Source organism: Nostoc sp. (assembly GCF_036917415.1).
Taxonomy (GTDB): Bacteria; Cyanobacteriota; Cyanobacteriia; order Cyanobacteriales; family Nostocaceae; genus Nostoc.
The window spans coordinates 1-18,288 of sequence record NZ_JBALDJ010000061.1 but is presented as its reverse complement, the minus strand read 5'-3'; the positions used below and the strand labels follow the sequence as shown (position 1 = coordinate 18,288).

Annotated in this window: 18 protein-coding genes and 1 tRNA gene; 8 read left to right on the top strand and 11 right to left on the bottom strand. The window is 43.1% G+C overall.

All coding sequences use genetic code 11. The annotated features are described in order from the left end of the window. The first annotated feature begins 2 nt into the window (after positions 1–2). Entirely contained in the window at positions 3–560 is a 558-nt protein-coding gene (locus V7K41_RS11780; protein ID WP_334848268.1) for a Uma2 family endonuclease, read from the top strand. Positions 561–649: 89 nt separating this feature from the next. On the opposite strand, the gene V7K41_RS11775 is transcribed toward V7K41_RS11780, so the two are convergent. From V7K41_RS11775 to psbD, 7 genes are all read right to left on the bottom strand, one after another. Next, positions 650–1,522, bottom strand: a complete 873-nt coding sequence (locus V7K41_RS11775; protein WP_334848266.1) for a 6-carboxytetrahydropterin synthase — start codon at positions 1,520–1,522, stop codon at positions 650–652. Positions 1,523–1,655: 133 nt separating this feature from the next. Then, positions 1,656–2,357, bottom strand: coding sequence for a J domain-containing protein (locus tag V7K41_RS11770; RefSeq protein WP_334848264.1), 702 nt, complete (start codon positions 2,355–2,357; stop codon positions 1,656–1,658). A 15-nt stretch (positions 2,358–2,372) separates the two neighbouring features. Next, on the bottom strand, positions 2,373–3,335 hold the full coding sequence (cysK, locus tag V7K41_RS11765) for a cysteine synthase A (RefSeq protein ID WP_334848262.1): 963 nt from the start codon (positions 3,333–3,335) through the stop codon (positions 2,373–2,375). Between the two features lie 218 nt (positions 3,336–3,553). Continuing rightward, positions 3,554–3,991 (bottom strand): RrF2 family transcriptional regulator, encoded by a 438-nt coding sequence (locus V7K41_RS11760; RefSeq protein ID WP_334848261.1) that lies wholly within the window; start codon positions 3,989–3,991, stop codon positions 3,554–3,556. 372 nt (positions 3,992–4,363) lie between these two features. Further along, positions 4,364–6,109 carry an iron uptake porin gene (locus V7K41_RS11755; protein WP_334848259.1) on the bottom strand — a complete coding sequence of 582 codons (1,746 nt, stop codon included), beginning with the start codon at positions 6,107–6,109 and terminating at the stop codon, positions 4,364–4,366. 490 nt (positions 6,110–6,599) lie between these two features. Next, complete coding sequence (locus V7K41_RS11750; protein WP_334848257.1) at positions 6,600–6,881, bottom strand: 4a-hydroxytetrahydrobiopterin dehydratase; 282 nt, start codon at positions 6,879–6,881, stop codon at positions 6,600–6,602. 782 nt (positions 6,882–7,663) lie between these two features. Then, complete coding sequence (psbD, locus tag V7K41_RS11745; RefSeq protein WP_322694081.1) at positions 7,664–8,719, bottom strand: photosystem II D2 protein (photosystem q(a) protein); 1,056 nt, start codon at positions 8,717–8,719, stop codon at positions 7,664–7,666. A 427-nt stretch (positions 8,720–9,146) separates the two neighbouring features. On the opposite strand from psbD, the gene V7K41_RS11740 reads away from it, so the two are divergent. From V7K41_RS11740 to V7K41_RS11725, 4 genes are all read left to right on the top strand, one after another. Then, entirely contained in the window at positions 9,147–9,419 is a 273-nt protein-coding gene (locus V7K41_RS11740) for a hypothetical protein (RefSeq protein WP_190731518.1), read from the top strand. Positions 9,420–9,432: 13 nt separating this feature from the next. Next, complete coding sequence (locus V7K41_RS11735) at positions 9,433–10,110, top strand: ABC transporter ATP-binding protein (protein ID WP_292857778.1); 678 nt, start codon at positions 9,433–9,435, stop codon at positions 10,108–10,110. 250 nt (positions 10,111–10,360) lie between these two features. Continuing rightward, positions 10,361–10,909 (top strand): NYN domain-containing protein, encoded by a 549-nt coding sequence (locus tag V7K41_RS11730; protein WP_322679778.1) that lies wholly within the window; start codon positions 10,361–10,363, stop codon positions 10,907–10,909. 148 nt (positions 10,910–11,057) lie between these two features. After that, positions 11,058–11,129, top strand: a tRNA-Asn gene (locus V7K41_RS11725). 161 nt (positions 11,130–11,290) lie between these two features. Here V7K41_RS11725 and V7K41_RS11720 read toward each other — a convergent pair. Beyond that, positions 11,291–12,079 carry a hypothetical protein gene (locus V7K41_RS11720; RefSeq protein WP_334848246.1) on the bottom strand — a complete coding sequence of 263 codons (789 nt, stop codon included), beginning with the start codon at positions 12,077–12,079 and terminating at the stop codon, positions 11,291–11,293. A gap of 227 nt (positions 12,080–12,306) precedes the next feature. On the opposite strand from V7K41_RS11720, the gene V7K41_RS11715 reads away from it, so the two are divergent. Continuing rightward, positions 12,307–13,380, top strand: a complete 1,074-nt coding sequence (locus V7K41_RS11715; RefSeq protein WP_334848244.1) for an ATP-binding protein — start codon at positions 12,307–12,309, stop codon at positions 13,378–13,380. Between the two features lie 2 nt (positions 13,381–13,382). Continuing rightward, on the top strand, positions 13,383–14,102 hold the full coding sequence (locus V7K41_RS11710; protein WP_334848242.1) for a hypothetical protein: 720 nt from the start codon (positions 13,383–13,385) through the stop codon (positions 14,100–14,102). A 239-nt stretch (positions 14,103–14,341) separates the two neighbouring features. Here V7K41_RS11710 and V7K41_RS11705 read toward each other — a convergent pair whose 3' ends face one another. After that, positions 14,342–15,184, bottom strand: coding sequence for a M56 family metallopeptidase (locus V7K41_RS11705; protein WP_334848240.1), 843 nt, complete (start codon positions 15,182–15,184; stop codon positions 14,342–14,344). After that, complete coding sequence (locus V7K41_RS11700) at positions 15,181–15,600, bottom strand: BlaI/MecI/CopY family transcriptional regulator (RefSeq protein WP_104906082.1); 420 nt, start codon at positions 15,598–15,600, stop codon at positions 15,181–15,183. The genes V7K41_RS11705 and V7K41_RS11700 overlap by 4 nt, the downstream gene beginning before the upstream one ends. A 906-nt stretch (positions 15,601–16,506) precedes the next feature. Here V7K41_RS11700 and V7K41_RS11695 point away from each other — a divergent pair. After that, complete coding sequence (locus V7K41_RS11695) at positions 16,507–17,241, top strand: 2-phosphosulfolactate phosphatase family protein (protein WP_334848237.1); 735 nt, start codon at positions 16,507–16,509, stop codon at positions 17,239–17,241. Between the two features lie 38 nt (positions 17,242–17,279). Here the strand turns inward: V7K41_RS11695 and rfbD are convergent, their stop codons facing one another. Further along, entirely contained in the window at positions 17,280–18,200 is a 921-nt protein-coding gene (gene rfbD / locus V7K41_RS11690; RefSeq protein ID WP_334848235.1) for a dTDP-4-dehydrorhamnose reductase, read from the bottom strand. Between the last annotated feature and the right edge of the window lie 88 nt (positions 18,201–18,288).

Below are 18,288 nucleotides of genomic sequence, written 5' to 3'. Positions count from 1 at the left end.
CTATGCAAACAACTCCAGTGCGTTGGACGACTGCTGACCTAGAGTTATTCGCTGGCGATCGCAGAAATCGCTATGAGATTATTGATGGAGAACTATTTGTGACTAAAGCACCTCACTGGGATCATCAATCAAGTTGTGTCAATATTGGTACAGTTCTCAAGATTTGGTCAGATGAAACTGGTTTAGGTAAGGCTGCGATCGCCCCTGGAATTATTTTTTCCGATGCTGACAATGTGATCCCTGACGTGGTGTGGGTAAGTCATGAACGCTTAAAACACTTGCTAGATGAAGCTGGACATCTCATGGGCGCACCAGAGTTAGTAGTAGAGGTTTTGTCTCCCGGTGAAAAAAATGAGAAACGCGACAAGGAAACAAAGCTAAAGCTGTACTCGGTGCAAGGAGTTCAGGAATATTGGATTTGCGATTCTATACAGAAGAAAGTTGAAGTTTATCGACGCGAACAGGCTGCATTAAAGCTAGTAGTTACTTTATTTAATCAAGATGAATTGACAAGTCCTTTGCTACCTGGTTTCAACTGCTTAGTAAGTAAACTGTTCTAATTTTAGATTCTTTTCGTTTATAGGGCATTGGGCATTGGGCATGGGAATGATATAAATTCCCTATGTCCTCTGCCTGGATTTTCAATTAGCTAAATGCGTGCCAATACTGGTTGATTTAAGGCTGCGCTGACTGAATTTGATTCTGACTCAGTACAGTAGATTTCGCAGGAGTTATTGGGACTTTCAATCAATTTCACTTTGTAAAGTTTAGCTCCCAATTCCTGAATAGGCGATCGCAGTAAATTACTAATGTAAAGTGCGATATTCTCAGCAGTGGGTACAACTTCGGCAAAATAAGGAATATCTTTGTTTAAAAAAGTGTGATCGAATGGCTCTAGCACATAATCTTCTACCACTTGATTCAGCGCACCTAAATCAATAATCATGCCAGTACGTGGGTCAATTTTCCCTTTGACAGTGACTTCTAGATGGTAGTTGTGTCCGTGACCGTTGGGACGAGCGCATTTACCGTAAATCTCAGTGTTTTCTTCGTTACTGAGGTTAGGGTGAGCTAGCCGATGGGCGGCGCTAAAGTGAGTACTGATGGTGAGGTAGGCTTCCATTGCGTTTCCCATATAATCTGCCCAAAGTTCAGGATGTTCAAATAACTGCACGCGGACTAGAGGCAAATGAGGTGCTAGCCGCTGCCAGATAATCCGTGCAATATTCTCAGTGGTGGGCAGAGTTTGTTGAAATTCTGCCCATACATCATTGAGATAACAGAAGTCCAATTGACTGGTAACTTCCCGTTTAATTACGTGTTTCACATTAGACAAGTTCAGCACCATCCCATATTCATCCAATTCCCCAGCTAGGGAGATGAATAAAACATAGTTATGTCCGTGTCCCGGAAATCTAGTACCAACACCAAATTTATCAATATTCTCGGCTTCGCTCAGTTCTGGCAACCAATAGCGATGACTTGCTGAAAACTGGGCACGGCGATTAACAATGCATTGCATGACTACACTATGAGCAGAATTTAAAATTTCTTAATCTTTCTCTGCTTCCAGGATAAACTAATTTCTTTGTCAGTTGTCATTAGTCATTTGTTATTTGACTAATGACCAATGACCAATGACTAATGACTAATGACTATGTAACAGACGCTTGTGCCTCACAGTGCAATCTTGTAGCTATGCGGAATAGTTCATGACCTGTGTGTAAATAACGCTCATCGTAGTTCAAAGGAAAATAACCTAATTCATCTAGTCCATCTGCTACTTGATCGAGGCTGTAGTAAAGGTGAGCCGCTGTTCTTGCGAGACTAGGGGGATTTGGCAGGGAGCGAAAAGTAATTTGTGCCTGCTTGAGGTCATCTCGACAGGTTTTTAAATATTCCTGAAATTCATCTAACAACTCATCATCAAAGGGATCGGCAGCTAATTGCTCCATTTGTTCTTCTAACGAATAAAGAACGGTACAAAGCAAGCGATTAACTGGTTGGTAAACTTGGCGGAGCCATTCTTCAACTTGCTCGTCAACATCCCGTCCAGTTTTTCGTCTTGTTTGGTAATGCTGTTGGGCTGATGCTGTACGCTGTTGGCGATCGCTATTTAATTTTTGGGAGTCATCTTGCAGTTGTTGGTCATAATTGCGGCGATTTTGGTTGTCGCCTAAGACCTCATAAGCTGCATTGATGCGGATAATTTGCTCGCGATCGGCTGTTTCTTGATTACTGTCAGGATGAAACAATTTAACCAAGCGGCGATAAGCTTGCTTAATCTCCGCTTGGCTGGCACTTGGACTAACTTTGAGAGTTTCGTAATGGTTAGAAACGTGCTTAGAATTGACCATTAATTCAATGTATCGTTAACTGACGCTAGCGGCCAATCTTGCCTCAAGGTCTTGGAACAATGGCGTACTCAAATACCTCTCACCAAAACTGGGCTGAATCATTACAATTAAACGTCCCTGATTTTCTTGACGTTGGGCGACGCGAATTGCTGCACATAAAGCGGCTCCACTGGAAATGCCAGATAGTAGCCCTTCTTCTTTTGCCAAACGGCGACTGTAGGCGATCGCTTCTTCATCGGTGACGGTAATCACTTCATCAATCAATTTTATCTTGAGTACTTGGGGAATAAACCCAGCACCAATTCCCTGGATTTTGTGGGGGCCTGGTCGTCCCCCAGATAAAACTGGGCTATTGGCTGGTTCAACAGCGATCGCCTTAGTGTTAGGCTTGCGTGCTTTAATCACTTCTGCTACACCAGCGATCGTACCACCTGTACCCACTCCTGCCACAATTATATCGACTTGTCCATCGGTATCTTCCCAGATTTCCTCTGCCGTAGTTTCCCGATGCACTTTTGCATTAGCTGGATTGCGGAACTGCTGCAACATATAGGTATTTGGTGTAGTATTAACTATCTGCTGCGCTCGTTGAATTGCCCCACTCATGCCTTCCATTCCTGGTGTTAGTTCCAGTTCTGCCCCGTATGCTCGCAACATTGCCCGACGCTCTCCACTCATCGTCTCTGGCATTGTCAAAATTAATCGATAACCCTTAGCTGCTGCTGCCATTGCTAGGGCAATTCCGGTATTTCCAGAAGTGGGTTCTACCAATACTGTCTTAAGAGGAGTAATTAGCCCCTCCTCCTCTGCGGCGTTAATCATACTTACCCCAATCCGGTCTTTAACTGATGCCGATGGGTTCATACTTTCCAGTTTCACGACAATTTGCGCAACACATTTTTCTGTTTGAGGAATACGGTTCAACTGTACTAGAGGGGTACGACCAACTAGTTCTGTAATGTTACGAGCTATTCGCATAAATTAGTCCCTAATTATTAATTATTTAGTTATTAAGTGGGCAGAATAAAACCGAACTATGTGAAGAAAAGTAAATAAGACTCAAACCCTTTTTCCCCTGCTCCCTGCTCCCTGCTCCCTGCCCCCAGCAAGAACTGCCTTATCCTAACGATAATTATTTACGCCCACCTACTTAGCTATTGGTCATTAGTCATCAAAAAATGACAAATCACTCTTGACTAAATGTAGTACATGATATCTAATTGCCGCCGCGAATCTCGTTTTTCACAAAGATCCTGGAGCGTATATTTTTGCAAGACGGAATTTGCCGCGCGACTTGCTTCTTGCCAAATTTCTTCTATAACTGAACTGTCTATGCTTTTGAAATTAACGTTTTCTTCACCAGCCCGCGCCTCTAAGCCTTCTAAACATTCCAAAATCTCAAAAAGGATGATTTTTCGGGGTTCTCGCGTTAACAGATAGCCACCTTTTGACCCACGCTGACTTTTAACTATACCGCCACGCCTCAAGGTTGCTAGTAGCTGTTCCAGATAGCGATCGGGTATATTTTGTTGTGCTGCAATTTGTCGAATTTGCAGCGGTTCGCCGCTTTCGTAATGAGCGGCCATCTCTAATAAGGCGAGAATTGCGTATTCCGATTTACAGGATAGTTCCACAAGCAGCAATAAGTTAGGGGTAGAAATTAAGAGTTAGAAGTCATTCACTTTGGATTTGAGATTGAAGGAAAAATCTCAAATCCAAAATTCAAAATCTCAAATTGGTAGAGTTAAGATACTACGCAATATGTAGCTTTATACCGCCAACTTCTACTAAAAAAGCTCGCTCCGAAAAAGTCGCTCACGGTGTAAGTCACTTATAGAGTGGGCATTACTCTGCTCTATTCATATCAAACCCGCCATAACTCCTAACTTTTCTAGTATACTCCGGTTAACTACTGGGGTTTATCTATTATTACTACTGAAAACAAAAAACCCCGCCTGATGGCAGGGAGAAATAGAGTTCAAAATTGTCAGTGGAAAATCAACACTCTAGAAGGTAAAAGTAGTTCTAAGCGTACCGATAATAGCATCATCGTTATCGCTGTTTTGCCCAGGAGAGGTCAACCAGATTACACCAGGGGTAACAGAGATGTTATCCGACACACGATATTTGTAGAAGCCTTCAAAGTGATAGGGTATATCATTGTTACCGCCAAAACCTGGCCGGTTAAAGGAATAAGGTTCTGCACCAGCAAAAACACCTAAGACGTTACCCTTTTTACCGAAATCAGGTAAGGCTACCCCTAAACCGTAGCTCCAAGCTTCATAATCATCACCTGCACCGACACCTGTGACGTCATGGTAAGAGACGAAGCCACTAATAGACAGTTTGTCGCTGGGTCTAAACGCAGCTGACACACCGTAGGAGTTGCTGATAGCTGGGGTTGCTACACCTGCTGCAAGACCTGCTGCATTACCTAAAAAGTTAGCTTGTCCAGTACCTACATCAAAAGCTCCAGTTGCTCCGTCTGTACCAGAGTCGAATAAAGCACCACTGGCGCTATATCCGTGGACGTAGGTAGCAGCTAAAGCCAAGCGATCGCCAACACTAAAGTTTAATTGTCCAAGAGCTGCATAGTCGCCGTTGGTCAAACCTGTATTAAGACCAGGATTATTAGCTTGCGATGCCAAGTAACCCGCAGTGATTGAGCTATTTCCCAAAATCCCGCCACCTTTACCAAGGGGGAGATTGAGCGCTATACCTGCACCACCACCAATCCGATAGATGGGACTTTCAGAAGCAAAGGTAGATAAAGCACCGTTACCACCGTCGTCAGTGTTGTCAAAAAAGTAAGGATTATTGACAGCAGCATACTGGCTATGCCGTCCGCCACTAGCTGCGAGGTAAACTTGGGCTGGACCTATGGGAACTTCATAAGTCAAGCGGTCTACTCTAACACTGTTGTTACCATTGCCTATACCAACTTGATATGTTTGTGTGCCTTCAGCAGTACCGATCGGATTATTAGCGTCGTCAAATTGTGTAAAGGCTGTTGAATTCCCGGCTGACAGACGGGTATGTAAAACGTCTCTACCAGTGAAGCTGGTTTGCAAGTCTAAACGTACCCGATCTTGGAAGACAGTATTGTTATTGTCACCAGTGTTACCCCCAAATACATCACTAACGGCAAAAACGGCTTCACCGACTAGTTTTGTGGTAGTGGAGAACTGATTCGCTTCCAATTCAGCAGTCCGCGCTTCTAGAGAATCTACGCGACCGCGTAGGGTTGCCAATTCTGCGGAAAATTCTTCTTGCAACCGTTGCAAGGTAGCTAAATCTTGTTTAGTCACCAAGTCAGCTGTTGCTGTGGCAATCAATTCGTTAACCCGATCCAAACAAGCATTCAAACCAGCGGCAAATTCATAACGGGTCAAAGCACGATTACCGCGATAAGTGGAATTCGGATAACCTGCAATACAACCATAGCGCTCAACCAAGGACTGTAATGCTTGGAATGCCCAGTCAGTGGGTTGTACGTCGGAAAATTGAGAAACTGATGTTACTTGGGACTGAGAGTTATTTTGATTACCTTCGTTACTGTAGCGGTTAACTTGATCTATGGTTGTTTGAGCCAATACTTCTGGCTGTTGGGCAACTTCGGTTACACCTAGTTGTTTGGCTGATGATACTTCTATGGTTGGGTTTGGGGCCGCCATTGCTGCGGTCGAAACTAACAACGTTGCTCCCAAAACTGCTGGACTAACCACTAAGGATTTCCACAACAGATTAGACATCTTTACCTTACTCCTCACACCTTGTTTAGATAATTGATTTCGTTGCACCTAATTCTCGAAAATGCGACATCTCATTCAAACCTGTGGATGAGACATAGTTGCCACTAATACAATTCTAGTTTTTGCAAAGCTAATAAACGATTAACTTTGGGTTAAAAACTTATGTGATTAACTTATGCAAAAACATATCTTTATATCATAACATTATAAAACATCCGATCTAGATGGCAAGATTGCAGCGATCGCCTTAATAACTGTCACACATACTTATTTAAATATCTAAGCAGGGAGTAGGGTTTGGGTTATTCGCTCTCTACGCAACCTAAATTGCTGAAAGCTTTAGACACTTAGCAGTTTGCCATCAAAAATCGCTTCTTCCACTTACCCCTAGCATAAATCTCACGCCAGTTAGAACACACTGGCTCGGCTATATAAACCCTATATCGCGGTGACTTCCTATCGTCTGGTGCAAGATGTTAGAAGAAATCACTTAGTTTATCTGGGAAATCACCTGTGCTACATCAAAGTCTAGCTGCGTCAATCCGCCTGCATCATATGTTGTAAGTGTAATCTTCACTTTATTGTAGGAAATCTCTATGTGTGGATGATGTCCAGCTGATTCAGCCGGTTCAACCAGTTTATTGACAAACTCAATTGCTTCAATAAAATCTTTGAATGTGCGGGTAATCTGCAACTTGGAGTCTTGAACAGTCCAATCTGACAGAACCTTTGTTTGTTCTTGAATTTCCGCTTCGGTGAGTAGTTGTGCCATATCAAGAAATTCCTAGTTATATATAAATTTGTTACATTTTGCATTTGACGAAGGCAAACCCCTTTTATTCTGCACACAGAAAGTATGGCAGGATAAATTAAGCCACAATGCGTATGTCTAGATTTAAATCAGACTTGGCATATAGACGCTATTTCTCACATTTGGTCATATTCCAAGGTTTAATGTAAAATATTTATTCTTTTTAGAAAACTTAAATAGGTTGGCTTTATTCGCGACAGCAATCGTTATCTATCTTTTAAAAATAACTATCGATCGAGCAAAAATCACCTATAAAAAACTATCCGCCCTGAATTAGATCGGGCGATCTAATTCAGGGCGGTCTAGCGGGTCTTCAGGTTGCAACCAGACTGCCGGAAGGAACTCCGAGCTTGCCTAGCTACTTGAGCTAACTTAGTATCTCAAAGATAACTAAGGCTAACTTTTAGAGAACAGCTCCGGCACACAGCCGGCTAACTGCAACCTGATGACCCATGCATTTACTACTTTCTATCATGGGCATCACCTCCTTATTGCCTAAGCGGTCTTAGTTTCAAAAGGGCAGAGGATTTACTCTGGGTTCATAACCTTATAACTAACATAACATATAAATTTAGAGATATTAACCATATATAGAAAAAATCTCCCACCTTTTGATGAGAGATTACTGGAGAATTTTGAAAATTGACACTTTCTTGGCTGATTACAAGGAGATTATTTTAATCTGGGTATGTCAATTTCTGCCAACCACAAACCTGATTTAGGTCATGGTCAAATTTTAATTCTTAGAGAGCGTTACCGCGAGGTAGAACTTCTTCAGGGAATACAAATTGTTCGTGGGGTTGATCTTGAGGAGCCATCCAAGCGCGGATACCCTCATTCAGCAAAATGTTTTTGGTATAGAAGGTTTCAAACTCCGGGTCTTCCGCCGCCCGTAATTCTTGGGAGACGAAATCATAAGCCCGCAGGTTGAGTGCTAAACCGACGATGCCGACGGCACTCATCCACAAGCCTGTGACTGGTACGAACAACATAAAGAAGTGCAACCAGCGCTTGTTTGAGAAAGCAATCCCGAAAATCTGTGACCAGAAACGGTTTGCTGTCACCATTGAGTAGGTTTCTTCCGACTGGGTGGGATTGAAGGCACGGAAGGTGTTAGCACCATCACCGTCTTCAAACAAGGTATTTTCGACTGTGGCTCCGTGAATGGCGCACAATAAAGCACCACCCAATACGCCAGCAACACCCATCATGTGGAAGGGGTTGAGTGTCCAGTTGTGGAACCCTTGCAGGAATAGTAGGAATCGGAAAATTGCAGCCACCCCAAAGCTGGGTGCAAAGAACCACGACGATTGTCCCAAGGGGTACATCAGGAATACGCTGACGAATACTGCAATGGGAGCCGAGAAGGCGAGGGCGTTGTAAGGACGTATCCCTACTAAACGCGCAATTTCAAATTGCCGCAACATGAAGCCAATCAAACCGAAGGCTCCGTGCAGTGCCACGAATGGCCACAAACCACCCAATTGGAACCAACGGGTGAGGTCGCCTTGAGCTTCTGGCCCCCACAACAGCAATAGGGAGTGTCCCATGCTATCGGCGGGGGTGGATACTGCCACTGTCAGGAAGTTACAGCCTTCTAGGTAGGAGGAGGCTAATCCGTGGGTGTACCAAGAGGTGACGAAGGTGGTGCCGGTCAGCCAACCGCCTAGTGCTAGGAAGGCGCAGGGGAATAGTAGTATCCCTGACCAACCTACGAATACGAAGCGATCGCGCTTGAGCCAGTCGTCTAGAACGTCAAACCACCCTCTACTGGGCGCGCGTCCAACTGCGATGGTCATTAGAACAAATCTCCAAATGTTTATAAGTACAGGTTGTATCTGTATTATAGACGGCCATAAAAAAGCCTTCTATAAGCAGAAAGTTAACCGGGTTGTTAACCTAGTTTACAATTTTTTACACACCTTTAATCATATTAGGTGTAAATTGCTAATTTTTCTAGGGGTTTTCTCATAAAAATTAATTTTTGATTCAGATGAGGTGATAAATGGGGAGTAGAGGGGCAGAGGAGTAGTGGAGCAGGGGAGACAAGGGGACAAGGTGACAAAAGTTAGAACTTGCAACAAGTCTTTCCCTTCCCCTTGTCCCCAATTCTCCTTGTCCCCAAGTCTCTTCCCAATGCCCCATTCCCCATGCCTGACCCTCATTTCCCTACAATCAGTCAGCTGACGCTAAAATGAGTCCACAGTTAAATTTGATTATTGCTAAATGTTTACCATCGATTTAAGCATCAGAAACACTGCTTTTCCTATCTCGGTACAACGTAAGTCAGCAGAGGATGCTGAGGCTATCTATCAGCTAATTTTGGCAGCAATCCGTTCTGGGAACCCTGACATTGTAGAACTCAAGTGCGAAGGTAAGACAGAGAAAAAAATTGCTGTCCGCGCTAGTGAAATTTCTGGGGTGCAGATTGTTCAGAAAGATGGTACAACCCCTGGTGGCGGCAGACCACCTGGCTTTTTTGCTGTAGCTGCTGAGTAACCAAGGTTGACAAATGGCTCAAGTGGGCATTGAAGTCAAGGATTTAAATTTCAGTTGGCCTAATGGAGAGAAAGTTATCAAATCTTGCTCTTTAGAAGTACCCAAAGGTGAGTTTTGGATGCTCTTGGGTACAAATGGCAGTGGAAAATCTACTTTACTGAGACTGCTGGCAGGGTTATTAGCTCCTGAATCTGGCGAAATTCGGCTTTTGCACCCTGTTGGTTTTGTCTTCCAAAATCCGGATCATCAACTGGTAATGCCAACGGTTGGTGCTGATGTGGCTTTTGGATTGGTGGAAGAAAAGTTGCCACCTGCTGCCACTAGAGCCAGGGTTGAGGAGGCGCTAGGAGCGGTGAATTTGCTTACCCTGCAACGACGCCCTATCTATGCACTCTCTGGGGGACAAAAACAACGAGTCGCGATCGCAGGTGCGATCGCCCGTCGCTGTGAAGTCTTATTATTAGATGAACCCACAGCCTTACTAGATCCAGATAGTCAGTTGGATTTAGTTGCTGGTGTCCGTCGCCTTGTCAAAAGTCGAGGTATTACAGCCCTGTGGGTAACACATCGATTAGATGAGTTAAATTACTGTGACGGCGCTTTCTTGCTAGAAAAAGGCTCTCTGGTAGATAGCGGTGAAGCCCAACGTCTCAAGCAACGTCTGATGGAGGTACACAGCGAAGCCTCTTAATTAAGTGCTGAGTGCTGAGTAAATAAGTAAAATTCATTGCATTCAGCACTCCTGAATACTACTAAAAAAGAACTGTAACGCGCCTTTGTTTAAAAGGCGCGTTTTAAGTTGGTGTGTCTATCTGAGGTTTGAGTTTTGTGAGGCTACGGTATTTTTTATTTTGTGTAACATAGTGTTACAGACAATGCATCAATTATTATAAAACTTATGAATGAATTTTGTTAACTCTAGAAAATTGTGATTAAAAACCATGCCCCGTTCCTTACTCCAAGCCGTTTTGTTAGTAGACGGCTACAATATCATAGGCGCTTGGCCTTGCCTTAAAAAAACGCGTGATAGCGTTGGATTAGAGGCAGCACGGGGCGAACTTGTGGAAGCGATGACTGGTTATAGTGCGTTTCAAGGTTACACAACTCAGATAGTTTTTGATGCCCAATATCAGAACACCTCTAGTAATAAAGAAATTATTACTGAGCTTTTATCTGTTTATTACACTGATTTTGGGCAAACCGCAGATACTTATATTGAAAAATCCTGCGCTTCTTTTCGCCAGCAAATAGCTCAATCTTTGATTTCTCGTGTGATTGTTGCTACATCAGATCGGGCACAGCAGTTGATGATACAAGGCTATGGGGCTGAATGGTTGTCAGCACAACAACTCTGTGGGGAAGTGGAAGCCACTGTCTGCCGGATGCGACAAAAGTATCATACGCGCAAACAATCGAAGAGTAGGTTTTTAGCTAATGCCATTGATGCAAAGGCGCGGCAGCGTTTGGCTGAATTACGAATGGGATTGTAGTAGATATTTAGTATTTAACAGTCTCTGCTTAATTTCCTGAATAGATTTTGGCTGTAAATAATTATTTAAATTAAACATCTAAAAAAAATATTGGCGAAAGTACTTGCCAAATCCTATTTTTAGCCCTAAGATTATAAATCGTGAGTGATCCTCAGTAGCTCAGTGGTAGAGCGATCGACTGTTAATCGATTGGTCGCTGGTTCGAATCCAGCCTGGGGAGTTTAGCAATTTTGGATTTTAAATTTTTGATTCTGGATTATTTATCAGAGGTTCGTGGTCGCTTGACTCGGCTTTTGGTAAGGATTTGGGCACAGATTTACAATACAATATTTTAGAGCAGTATGAGTATTTGGCAAAGGTGCTAAAGGCGTTGCTCTGAGGTTAATCTGATTTCAGGAAGCTGGCGATCGCTTCAATGGTTTGTTCTGCACTCTTAGCAGTAAACATTGGGCCAGCAGCCAAATAAATATTTTTGTCAGATACCAAGTTTAAGACAATATTATAACTGTTTGAACTTGTGCCTGTTACTGTGTCAATTGCAACTGCATCCATATTCAGCCCTGATATTTCTGAGAGTTTAGCTTCAATAACTTCTTGCCCAAGCCAACCTTTACGTTCGATAGTTGCTTTGTCAAGAGTTTTATCGAAAATGCAAATAATTATATTATTCATTAGCAGATAAATAATGCAAACAGCACCACTTGCAATTAAGAAGAAACCTAGAGGATAAGTCCAAAAACGAGTATCTTCATGAATAATTAATTTTGGTTCTTGTGAGTTTTTAAGAAAGGCGTTGATTTGTCTAGCCTTAGATTCCTTGTGAGTGCTGTCTGCATTTACTAAATCTATGGGAATTGAACCATCTCTCGTTATAAGTAGCAAGGGATAACTATTCCCAGCTGTCGTACTAGTGTCTAGTTTTGCACCTAGCACGTCTTTGAGATTCCAAGTTTTAACTTGAGATTTTAAAATACTTTTGGTGATTAATTGGCAACTTGCTTGAGTGGATTCAACCCGATTACAAGTAAAAGTAGTTGTCTTTGCCAGTGTTGTTATTAACAAAACGCCTCCTACTACAAATAATCCGCCAAATAACCAGTAGAGGATGGCTGCTGGCTTAAGTTGTAGTTTCAATAATGTTGGAGTTTGCTCTAATATTTTGAGTCTCATTGTTGTAACTGTAGTCTTTACTCAAAAGAGCTACATATACCAAATTTAGATTTCTATATAACAGATTGAAATGATTTGCTTTTTAATCTCGTGTTAGGAATCGTTGTGACTTGTCATTATATGGCAAAAGCACATACCCAACAACCAAATCACAAAGATGTTATGGGGCTAGTGCTATTGTTTTAAGTGATTGCACTTAAATTACTGAAACTAGGATAACGCTTTACATGGCTTCTGGAGCGCTGCCTGACAATCCTTTTGTGGCTGCGGGGATGATTGAAGATCCCAGGCTGTTTGTCGGTCGTAAAGATGAATTACACGCGATCGCATCTCGGATGAAGGGCGATCAGCCTACAAGTATAAATATAGTTGGTGAGAAGCACATTGGTAAATCTTCGTTGCTGTATTATTTCGTTCGGACTTGGGAGCAGCGAGGATTAGACGCGAACCGTTATGTGGTTATTTACCTACCGTTACGGGGCGTAGATTGCCAAACTGAAACGGGTTTCTATGAGGCTGTAGCTGAAGGTTTACTGAATCACGTTCAGGGATGGCAACACCGCAGTCTGCAAAATCCTTGGAAGAGTAAACCGCTTAATCGTCAAGCATTTTCAGATGCGGTTAAGGAATGGAAACAGCAAGGAAAGCTACCCGTCCTCTGTCTGGATGATTTTGAAAGCCTTTTGAAATATCCTGATAAATTCGATAATGGATTTTATGACAATTTGCGATCGCTGATGGATAGCAACGCCTTGATGCTAGTGGTGGCTTCCCGTAAACAGCTGGATGTTTATGCTAACAAGCATCGGTTTGTCTCTAGTTTTTTCAATATTGGTCACACTATTTATTTGAAAGAACTAAGTACAGATGAGGCTATTGAACTGTCGCGCTTACCAACTCGGTCTACTAATGGTGCAGCTTTGAGTGTAGGTGAACAGAGTGATGCCCAGCAATGGGGCGATCGTCATCCTTATAAGTTGCAATTGGCTGGTTACTATTTGTGGGAAGCACGTCAACAAGGCAAGCCAATCAAGTGGGCGAAACAGCAGTTTGAACAACAGCTTACTAAAGCTAAATCCCCATCCAACGGACAGCAATGGCAATTATGGCTGCGTTGGTTAGTTTGGGATTTACCAGTGCGTCTGGGTAAGATACCCCAATTCATTGGTGTAACTGTAGGTGATATCGGTAACTGGATTACTGGATTAGTCATGCTGCTTTTACCAGTTTTGGTTTTGGTGGGTGTGGTGCGCTGGAATGAAGTTTGGGATTTTGTGCGTGACAAGCTGGGGATAAAGTAGCCATGAGTAAAACGTCTCCAATATCAGGCTTTTGGAATTATGTGGCTGAATGTCTCCGTCTGCTTTATTGGGTTTACTTTAAGCCTTTTACATTTGAGCGCTGGCTACGTGATATCCATCCAGAACTAAAACCAACAGATAACCCTTTTAAGAAACAAGCTGAATTTCATACAAATCCCCGTTTACGCCGCTATGCTGGGCAATTTTGGTGGTTAACTGAACTAGCGTCAATATTTTCTTTATTGCTCATTGGGCCAGCTTATAAGTTCGCTAGTGGAGAGTCATTTAACTGGTGGTTCTTAGGCTCGATTTTCTGGTTGGGCTGGTTAATAGGAAAGTTTCTAAAACGTGGTATTAATACAAAGAAATTTTTATTTTTCGGAGATGATTTATATCTCAAAAACTTTTCTTTTATCATCTATATCTTCTGGATTGCTATGTTTGCAATTAAATTTTTATCAGGCGTGCCGCAAGATGTGGCGGTAGGCATGTTGTTAGGCGTGCTGGAGCGAGGCGTTCAGTATTTTCGGGAATTATGGACGAGTTTAGCAGAGAGCGATCGCAATTTGCTTCGGCGGATAATCCACGGGGAAACTCCCACACCGCAAGATAAAGGTGTTGTCCGCAAACTAGCGCGAAAAGAGATTTTGACTCAAGAAGGCAATGCCTTTCAAGTGCCTTTAGTGCAAAAATATATAGAACAGTTGCTTGAAGAAGAATAAGCGTAATTCGTAATTACCGCTTGTTAATTTGTTGTTATCGCAATTTTCGTTACAAACACTACGTTTTCATTACCAACGTCACGATTTTTGTTACAAACACTACGTTTTCATTACCAACGCTACGATTTTCGTTACAAACAAGATGATTTTTGTTACAAACACCACGATTTTGTTACAAACATCATAATTTTCGTTACAAACATCACGATTTCGTGCTGTAATAGCTTGCTAAATTCAACTTAACTATGAAATATCACAGTCAGTAGAGGCAGGAACGCCAACAAAAAGCCATGCCAGGATTGTAATTGAGCTTCTGGGGTTGCTTCTGGTGGTGCTAATAAAGCTTCTACTCTTTGTTCTAAGCGATCTGCACCAGAAGAACCTAATGCAGCACAGCAAATTTCTGATAAAACTGGGCTGCTACTAACCACTAATAAAAGTGATTCCGCTAACACCAGAGGGTCTACCTGCAATGCTGCATAACCGTCAGCACGGAGTTCGCGCAAAGCTAACAGTTCTTCCCACAAAGGCTCTGTATTCGGCAACCATGCTGTGCAGGAACGCACCCAACCCAGCCAAAAAAACCAGAATGTATCCCTATAATAGTGATGTCCTTGCTCATGGGCTAAGACGCTTTCTAAATGAGCCGGTGAGAGAGTTTGCACTAATCCTTGGCTAACCACTAGTTCTGGTTGCCAAAAACCAATTTGACCTGCAAACAGCGCCCCCGTTTGCAGCAGTCTGGCTCGTCTATCGCCAACATTCACTAAGGGGCAGTTACGGGCAGATTCTACAGACTGCCAACCTTGGAAAGCAAGTTTAATGCATGAAATGGCAAAAAATGCCAAATAAATTAATGCTAGTAAATAGCTAATTGAGCCTGTATACATTCCGCCCATTTCTCCTTGAGGCCCCATGAACAGCACAGCGATCGCAGTCATGAAAATTAGCAAAGGCGGAAAGAGAAACAAAAATAGCGATCGCTGCCACCGCCGACTCCAATTACCTTGGGGTTGATTCCAGGAGGATCTTAACCACCAGGCAACTGCCAAAGCATTCAAAATCATTATTAGATGGATCATTGTTCCTCCCTGGCTTGGCGTGCAGATTGAATGCGTTTAGCGATCGCTGCTATTTGCTCGCTAGCTGCTTCATCCAGACTATCAGCAAAGGCTGCGACAACATCGGGATTCCCCACTGCCAAAAATCGCTGTAACTGCTCGTGAGCTTTGATGACTTCTGATTGCTGCTTACTCAGCATTGGCCGCCAATAGAATGCCCGCTCTTTCTTGTCGCAAGCCAGCCAACCTTTATCAGTGAGGCGACGTAAAATGGTGGTGACAGAAGTATACGCTAATTCGCGGTTGGGATCGGCGAGGATGCGATCGTGTACATCCTTGACTGTGGCTGAACCAAGTTCCCAAATGATATTTAAAATTTCCGCTTCTAACGGGCCTAAAGATAGTTGTTTCGGGCGATAGTCGGGTAAAGGTGCCATAGCAATTTCAATGGGGAGTGGGGAGTGGGAGAGACGCGATTAATCTCGCGTCTGTACTGGGGAGTAGGGAATGAATGAATATTTGTTCTTTTGGGCTGTAACCTTGAAACTGTAACTTTTTCCCCATTTAGAAGGTCTGTTCTTGTTTTAGATTACAAGATAGTGCAGCAAGTCTGAAAGTCTAAAATCATAAAAATGGGCTTTTTGAATATTGATTAAGGATTGAAAAGAGGCAGAGCAGGGTGGTTTAATACAAGCAAAGAAAAATTAAAACTGTGTTTCAAAGCCTCTCCCCCCGTGGGGGAGAGGCTTGGAGAGAGGGAAAAAGCCATCCCACTTTCACGAGAAATCAAGACTTATGTATTTTTCTTTTTTCGTATGAAACCACCTTGGGGATTGAAAAGAGGCATTGGGGCATTGGGCATTGGGCATTGGGTATGGGAAAGAGGACAAGGTGACTTGGAGAATTGGGGACAAGGGGAAAGACTTGTTGTAAGTTCTAAACTTTTGTCACCTTGTCCCCTTGCCCCCTTGTCTCCCTTGCTCCCTTGCTCCCTTGCTCTTTTGCTCCCATTCGGCTACCTCACAGCAAGCCTGCTCCCTTGCTTCTTCGCCAGTCCCCACTCCCATCTATAGTATTGAGAGCTGATTCGTAAAGAAAATCTTAAGGGTACTCAACTCATTACTAGGTCTAAGTTTCAGCGAATAAGTGCTGTATTGACTTAAATTCCTGAAACCCTTATTAGACAAGTACTTTACTTGAGTTTACAAATTAGCTCTGAATGAGATACATTTTGTATTTTGATGGTAAAAAATTTTCCTGGAGCAATTGTAACTATAGTTAGTGACACCAACTAGGTAAAATGTTATTTGCGACAGTATTATTAAACTAGGTGTATCCAGCGCGTGAAGCTATTCGTATACCACACTCCTGAATTGACTCCAACGGGTAAAGCGCCAGAATGTGCGATCGCAGTCGATGTCTTGCGAGCCACTAGCACAATTGCGACAGTTTTGGCAGCTGGAGGCGAAGCTGTACAAGTATTCAGCGATTTAGAGCGGTTAATTGAAGTTAGCGAAAAATGGCCTGCCGAAAAACGTCTGCGGGCTGGAGAACGCGGTGGCGCGAAAGTAGCTGGTTTTGAGTTGGGTAACTCTCCCCTCGACTGCACACCAGAATTAGTCCAAGGGCGGCGTTTGTTTATCAGTACTACAAATGGCACTCGTGCTTTACAACGGGTACAAGACTCCCCAAATGTATTAGCAGCAGCCTTGATTAACCGGGCGGCAGTGGTGCAATTTCTCTTAGATAAGCAACCAGAGACAGTGTGGATTGTCGGTTCCGGTTGGGAAGGCAGTTTTTCTTTAGAGGATACAGTTTGTGCGGGTGCGATCGCTCATAGTATTTTGCAGCAAACCGAGTTGTCATCTGAAGAACTTGCTGGTAACGATGAAGTAATTAGTGCGATCGCTCTTTACTTTCAATGGCAAGATAACTTATTAGGATTACTTCACCAAGCTAGTCACGGTCAACGATTGTTGCGCCTTGACTGTCAAGAAGATTTAAAATATTGTTCCCAAACTGATATTTTAGATGTTTTGCCCATGCAATATGAAACGGGAGTATTAAAAAGGGGATAGGGACTGGGGACTAGGGACTGGGAACTAGGGACTGGGGACTAGGGAAGAGTTTTCCCAATCCCCAATCCCCAATCCCCAGTACCCAATACCCAATCTTGAAGCATTTGCCGAAGTCTTTGTCGCCAATGGGAAGGATAAGTCCCTAAAATTGCGGAAATTTTTCCACAAGCAAGGACGGAATAAGCAGGACGACGGGCTGGTGTCGGATATTCGGCAGTTGTAATGGGGACAATACGTTCAACTTTCAAAGGGAAGCCTAGTTGTTGTGCTTCTTCAAAAATAGCAACGGCAAAGTCATACCAGCTAGCAACGCCGCTATTAGTGTAGTGATAAATGCCGCTAATTTCTGGGGTTAACTGGGGAATCATCTGGGCTATAACTGCCGCTATATCTTGCGCCCAAGTTGGGCTACCAATTTGATCGGCAACAACATGGAGTTCTTGGCGTTCTGCACCTAGTCGCAGCATGGTTTTGACAAAGTTACTTTTGCCAAAGGTTCCATAAACCCAAGCAGTGCGGAGAATAAGATGATGGGCACAAGTTTTTTGAATAGCTTCTTCTCCAGCAAGTTTGGTTTTACCATAGACACTCAAGGGATTAGTCGCATCGGTCTCTTGGTAAGGGCTACAGCCATTACCATCAAAAACGTAATCAGTTGAAATATGAATTAGAAAAGCTCCTAATTTTTGGCTTTCTTGGGCAAGAATTAGGGGTGCAGTAGCATTTATAGCGGTAGCAAGTTCGGGTTCACTTTCGGCTTTATCTACAGCAGTATAAGCGGCGGCATTAATGATGATTTGCGGCTGCTTGGATCTGATAACTTTGCACAGGGTATCGGGTTGGGCAAGGTCTACTGTTGGGCGTGCTACTGAGATAATATCGCCATAAGATGAGAGTATTTGTTGTAGTTCCTTACCCACTTGACCGTTGCTACCAATCAGCAAAATTAATTTAGTCATTTGTCATTTGTCATTTGTCATTTGTCATTTGTCATTTGTCATTTGTCATTTGTCATTTGTCATTTGTCATTTGTCATTTGTCATTTGT

Bases quoted from the DNA above. Each gene is read 5' to 3' on its own strand.
- V7K41_RS11780 (WP_334848268.1), top strand. From the start codon at position 3: ATGCAAACAACTCCAGTGCGTTGGACGACTGCTGACCTAGAGTTATTC.
- V7K41_RS11775 (WP_334848266.1), bottom strand. From the start codon at position 1,522: ATGCAATGCATTGTTAATCGCCGTGCCCAGTTTTCAGCAAGTCATCGC.
- V7K41_RS11770 (WP_334848264.1), bottom strand. From the start codon at position 2,357: ATGGTCAATTCTAAGCACGTTTCTAACCATTACGAAACTCTCAAAGTT.
- cysK (WP_334848262.1), bottom strand. From the start codon at position 3,335: ATGCGAATAGCTCGTAACATTACAGAACTAGTTGGTCGTACCCCTCTA.
- V7K41_RS11755 (WP_334848259.1), bottom strand. From the start codon at position 6,109: ATGTCTAATCTGTTGTGGAAATCCTTAGTGGTTAGTCCAGCAGTTTTG.
- V7K41_RS11750 (WP_334848257.1), bottom strand. From the start codon at position 6,881: ATGGCACAACTACTCACCGAAGCGGAAATTCAAGAACAAACAAAGGTT.
- psbD (WP_322694081.1), bottom strand. From the start codon at position 8,719: ATGACCATCGCAGTTGGACGCGCGCCCAGTAGAGGGTGGTTTGACGTT.
- V7K41_RS11740 (WP_190731518.1), top strand. From the start codon at position 9,147: ATGTTTACCATCGATTTAAGCATCAGAAACACTGCTTTTCCTATCTCG.
- V7K41_RS11735 (WP_292857778.1), top strand. From the start codon at position 9,433: ATGGCTCAAGTGGGCATTGAAGTCAAGGATTTAAATTTCAGTTGGCCT.
- V7K41_RS11730 (WP_322679778.1), top strand. From the start codon at position 10,361: ATGCCCCGTTCCTTACTCCAAGCCGTTTTGTTAGTAGACGGCTACAAT.
- V7K41_RS11720 (WP_334848246.1), bottom strand. From the start codon at position 12,079: ATGAGACTCAAAATATTAGAGCAAACTCCAACATTATTGAAACTACAA.
- V7K41_RS11715 (WP_334848244.1), top strand. From the start codon at position 12,307: ATGGCTTCTGGAGCGCTGCCTGACAATCCTTTTGTGGCTGCGGGGATG.
- V7K41_RS11710 (WP_334848242.1), top strand. From the start codon at position 13,383: ATGAGTAAAACGTCTCCAATATCAGGCTTTTGGAATTATGTGGCTGAA.
- V7K41_RS11705 (WP_334848240.1), bottom strand. From the start codon at position 15,184: ATGATCCATCTAATAATGATTTTGAATGCTTTGGCAGTTGCCTGGTGG.
- V7K41_RS11700 (WP_104906082.1), bottom strand. From the start codon at position 15,600: ATGGCACCTTTACCCGACTATCGCCCGAAACAACTATCTTTAGGCCCG.
- rfbD (WP_334848235.1), bottom strand. From the start codon at position 18,200: ATGACTAAATTAATTTTGCTGATTGGTAGCAACGGTCAAGTGGGTAAG.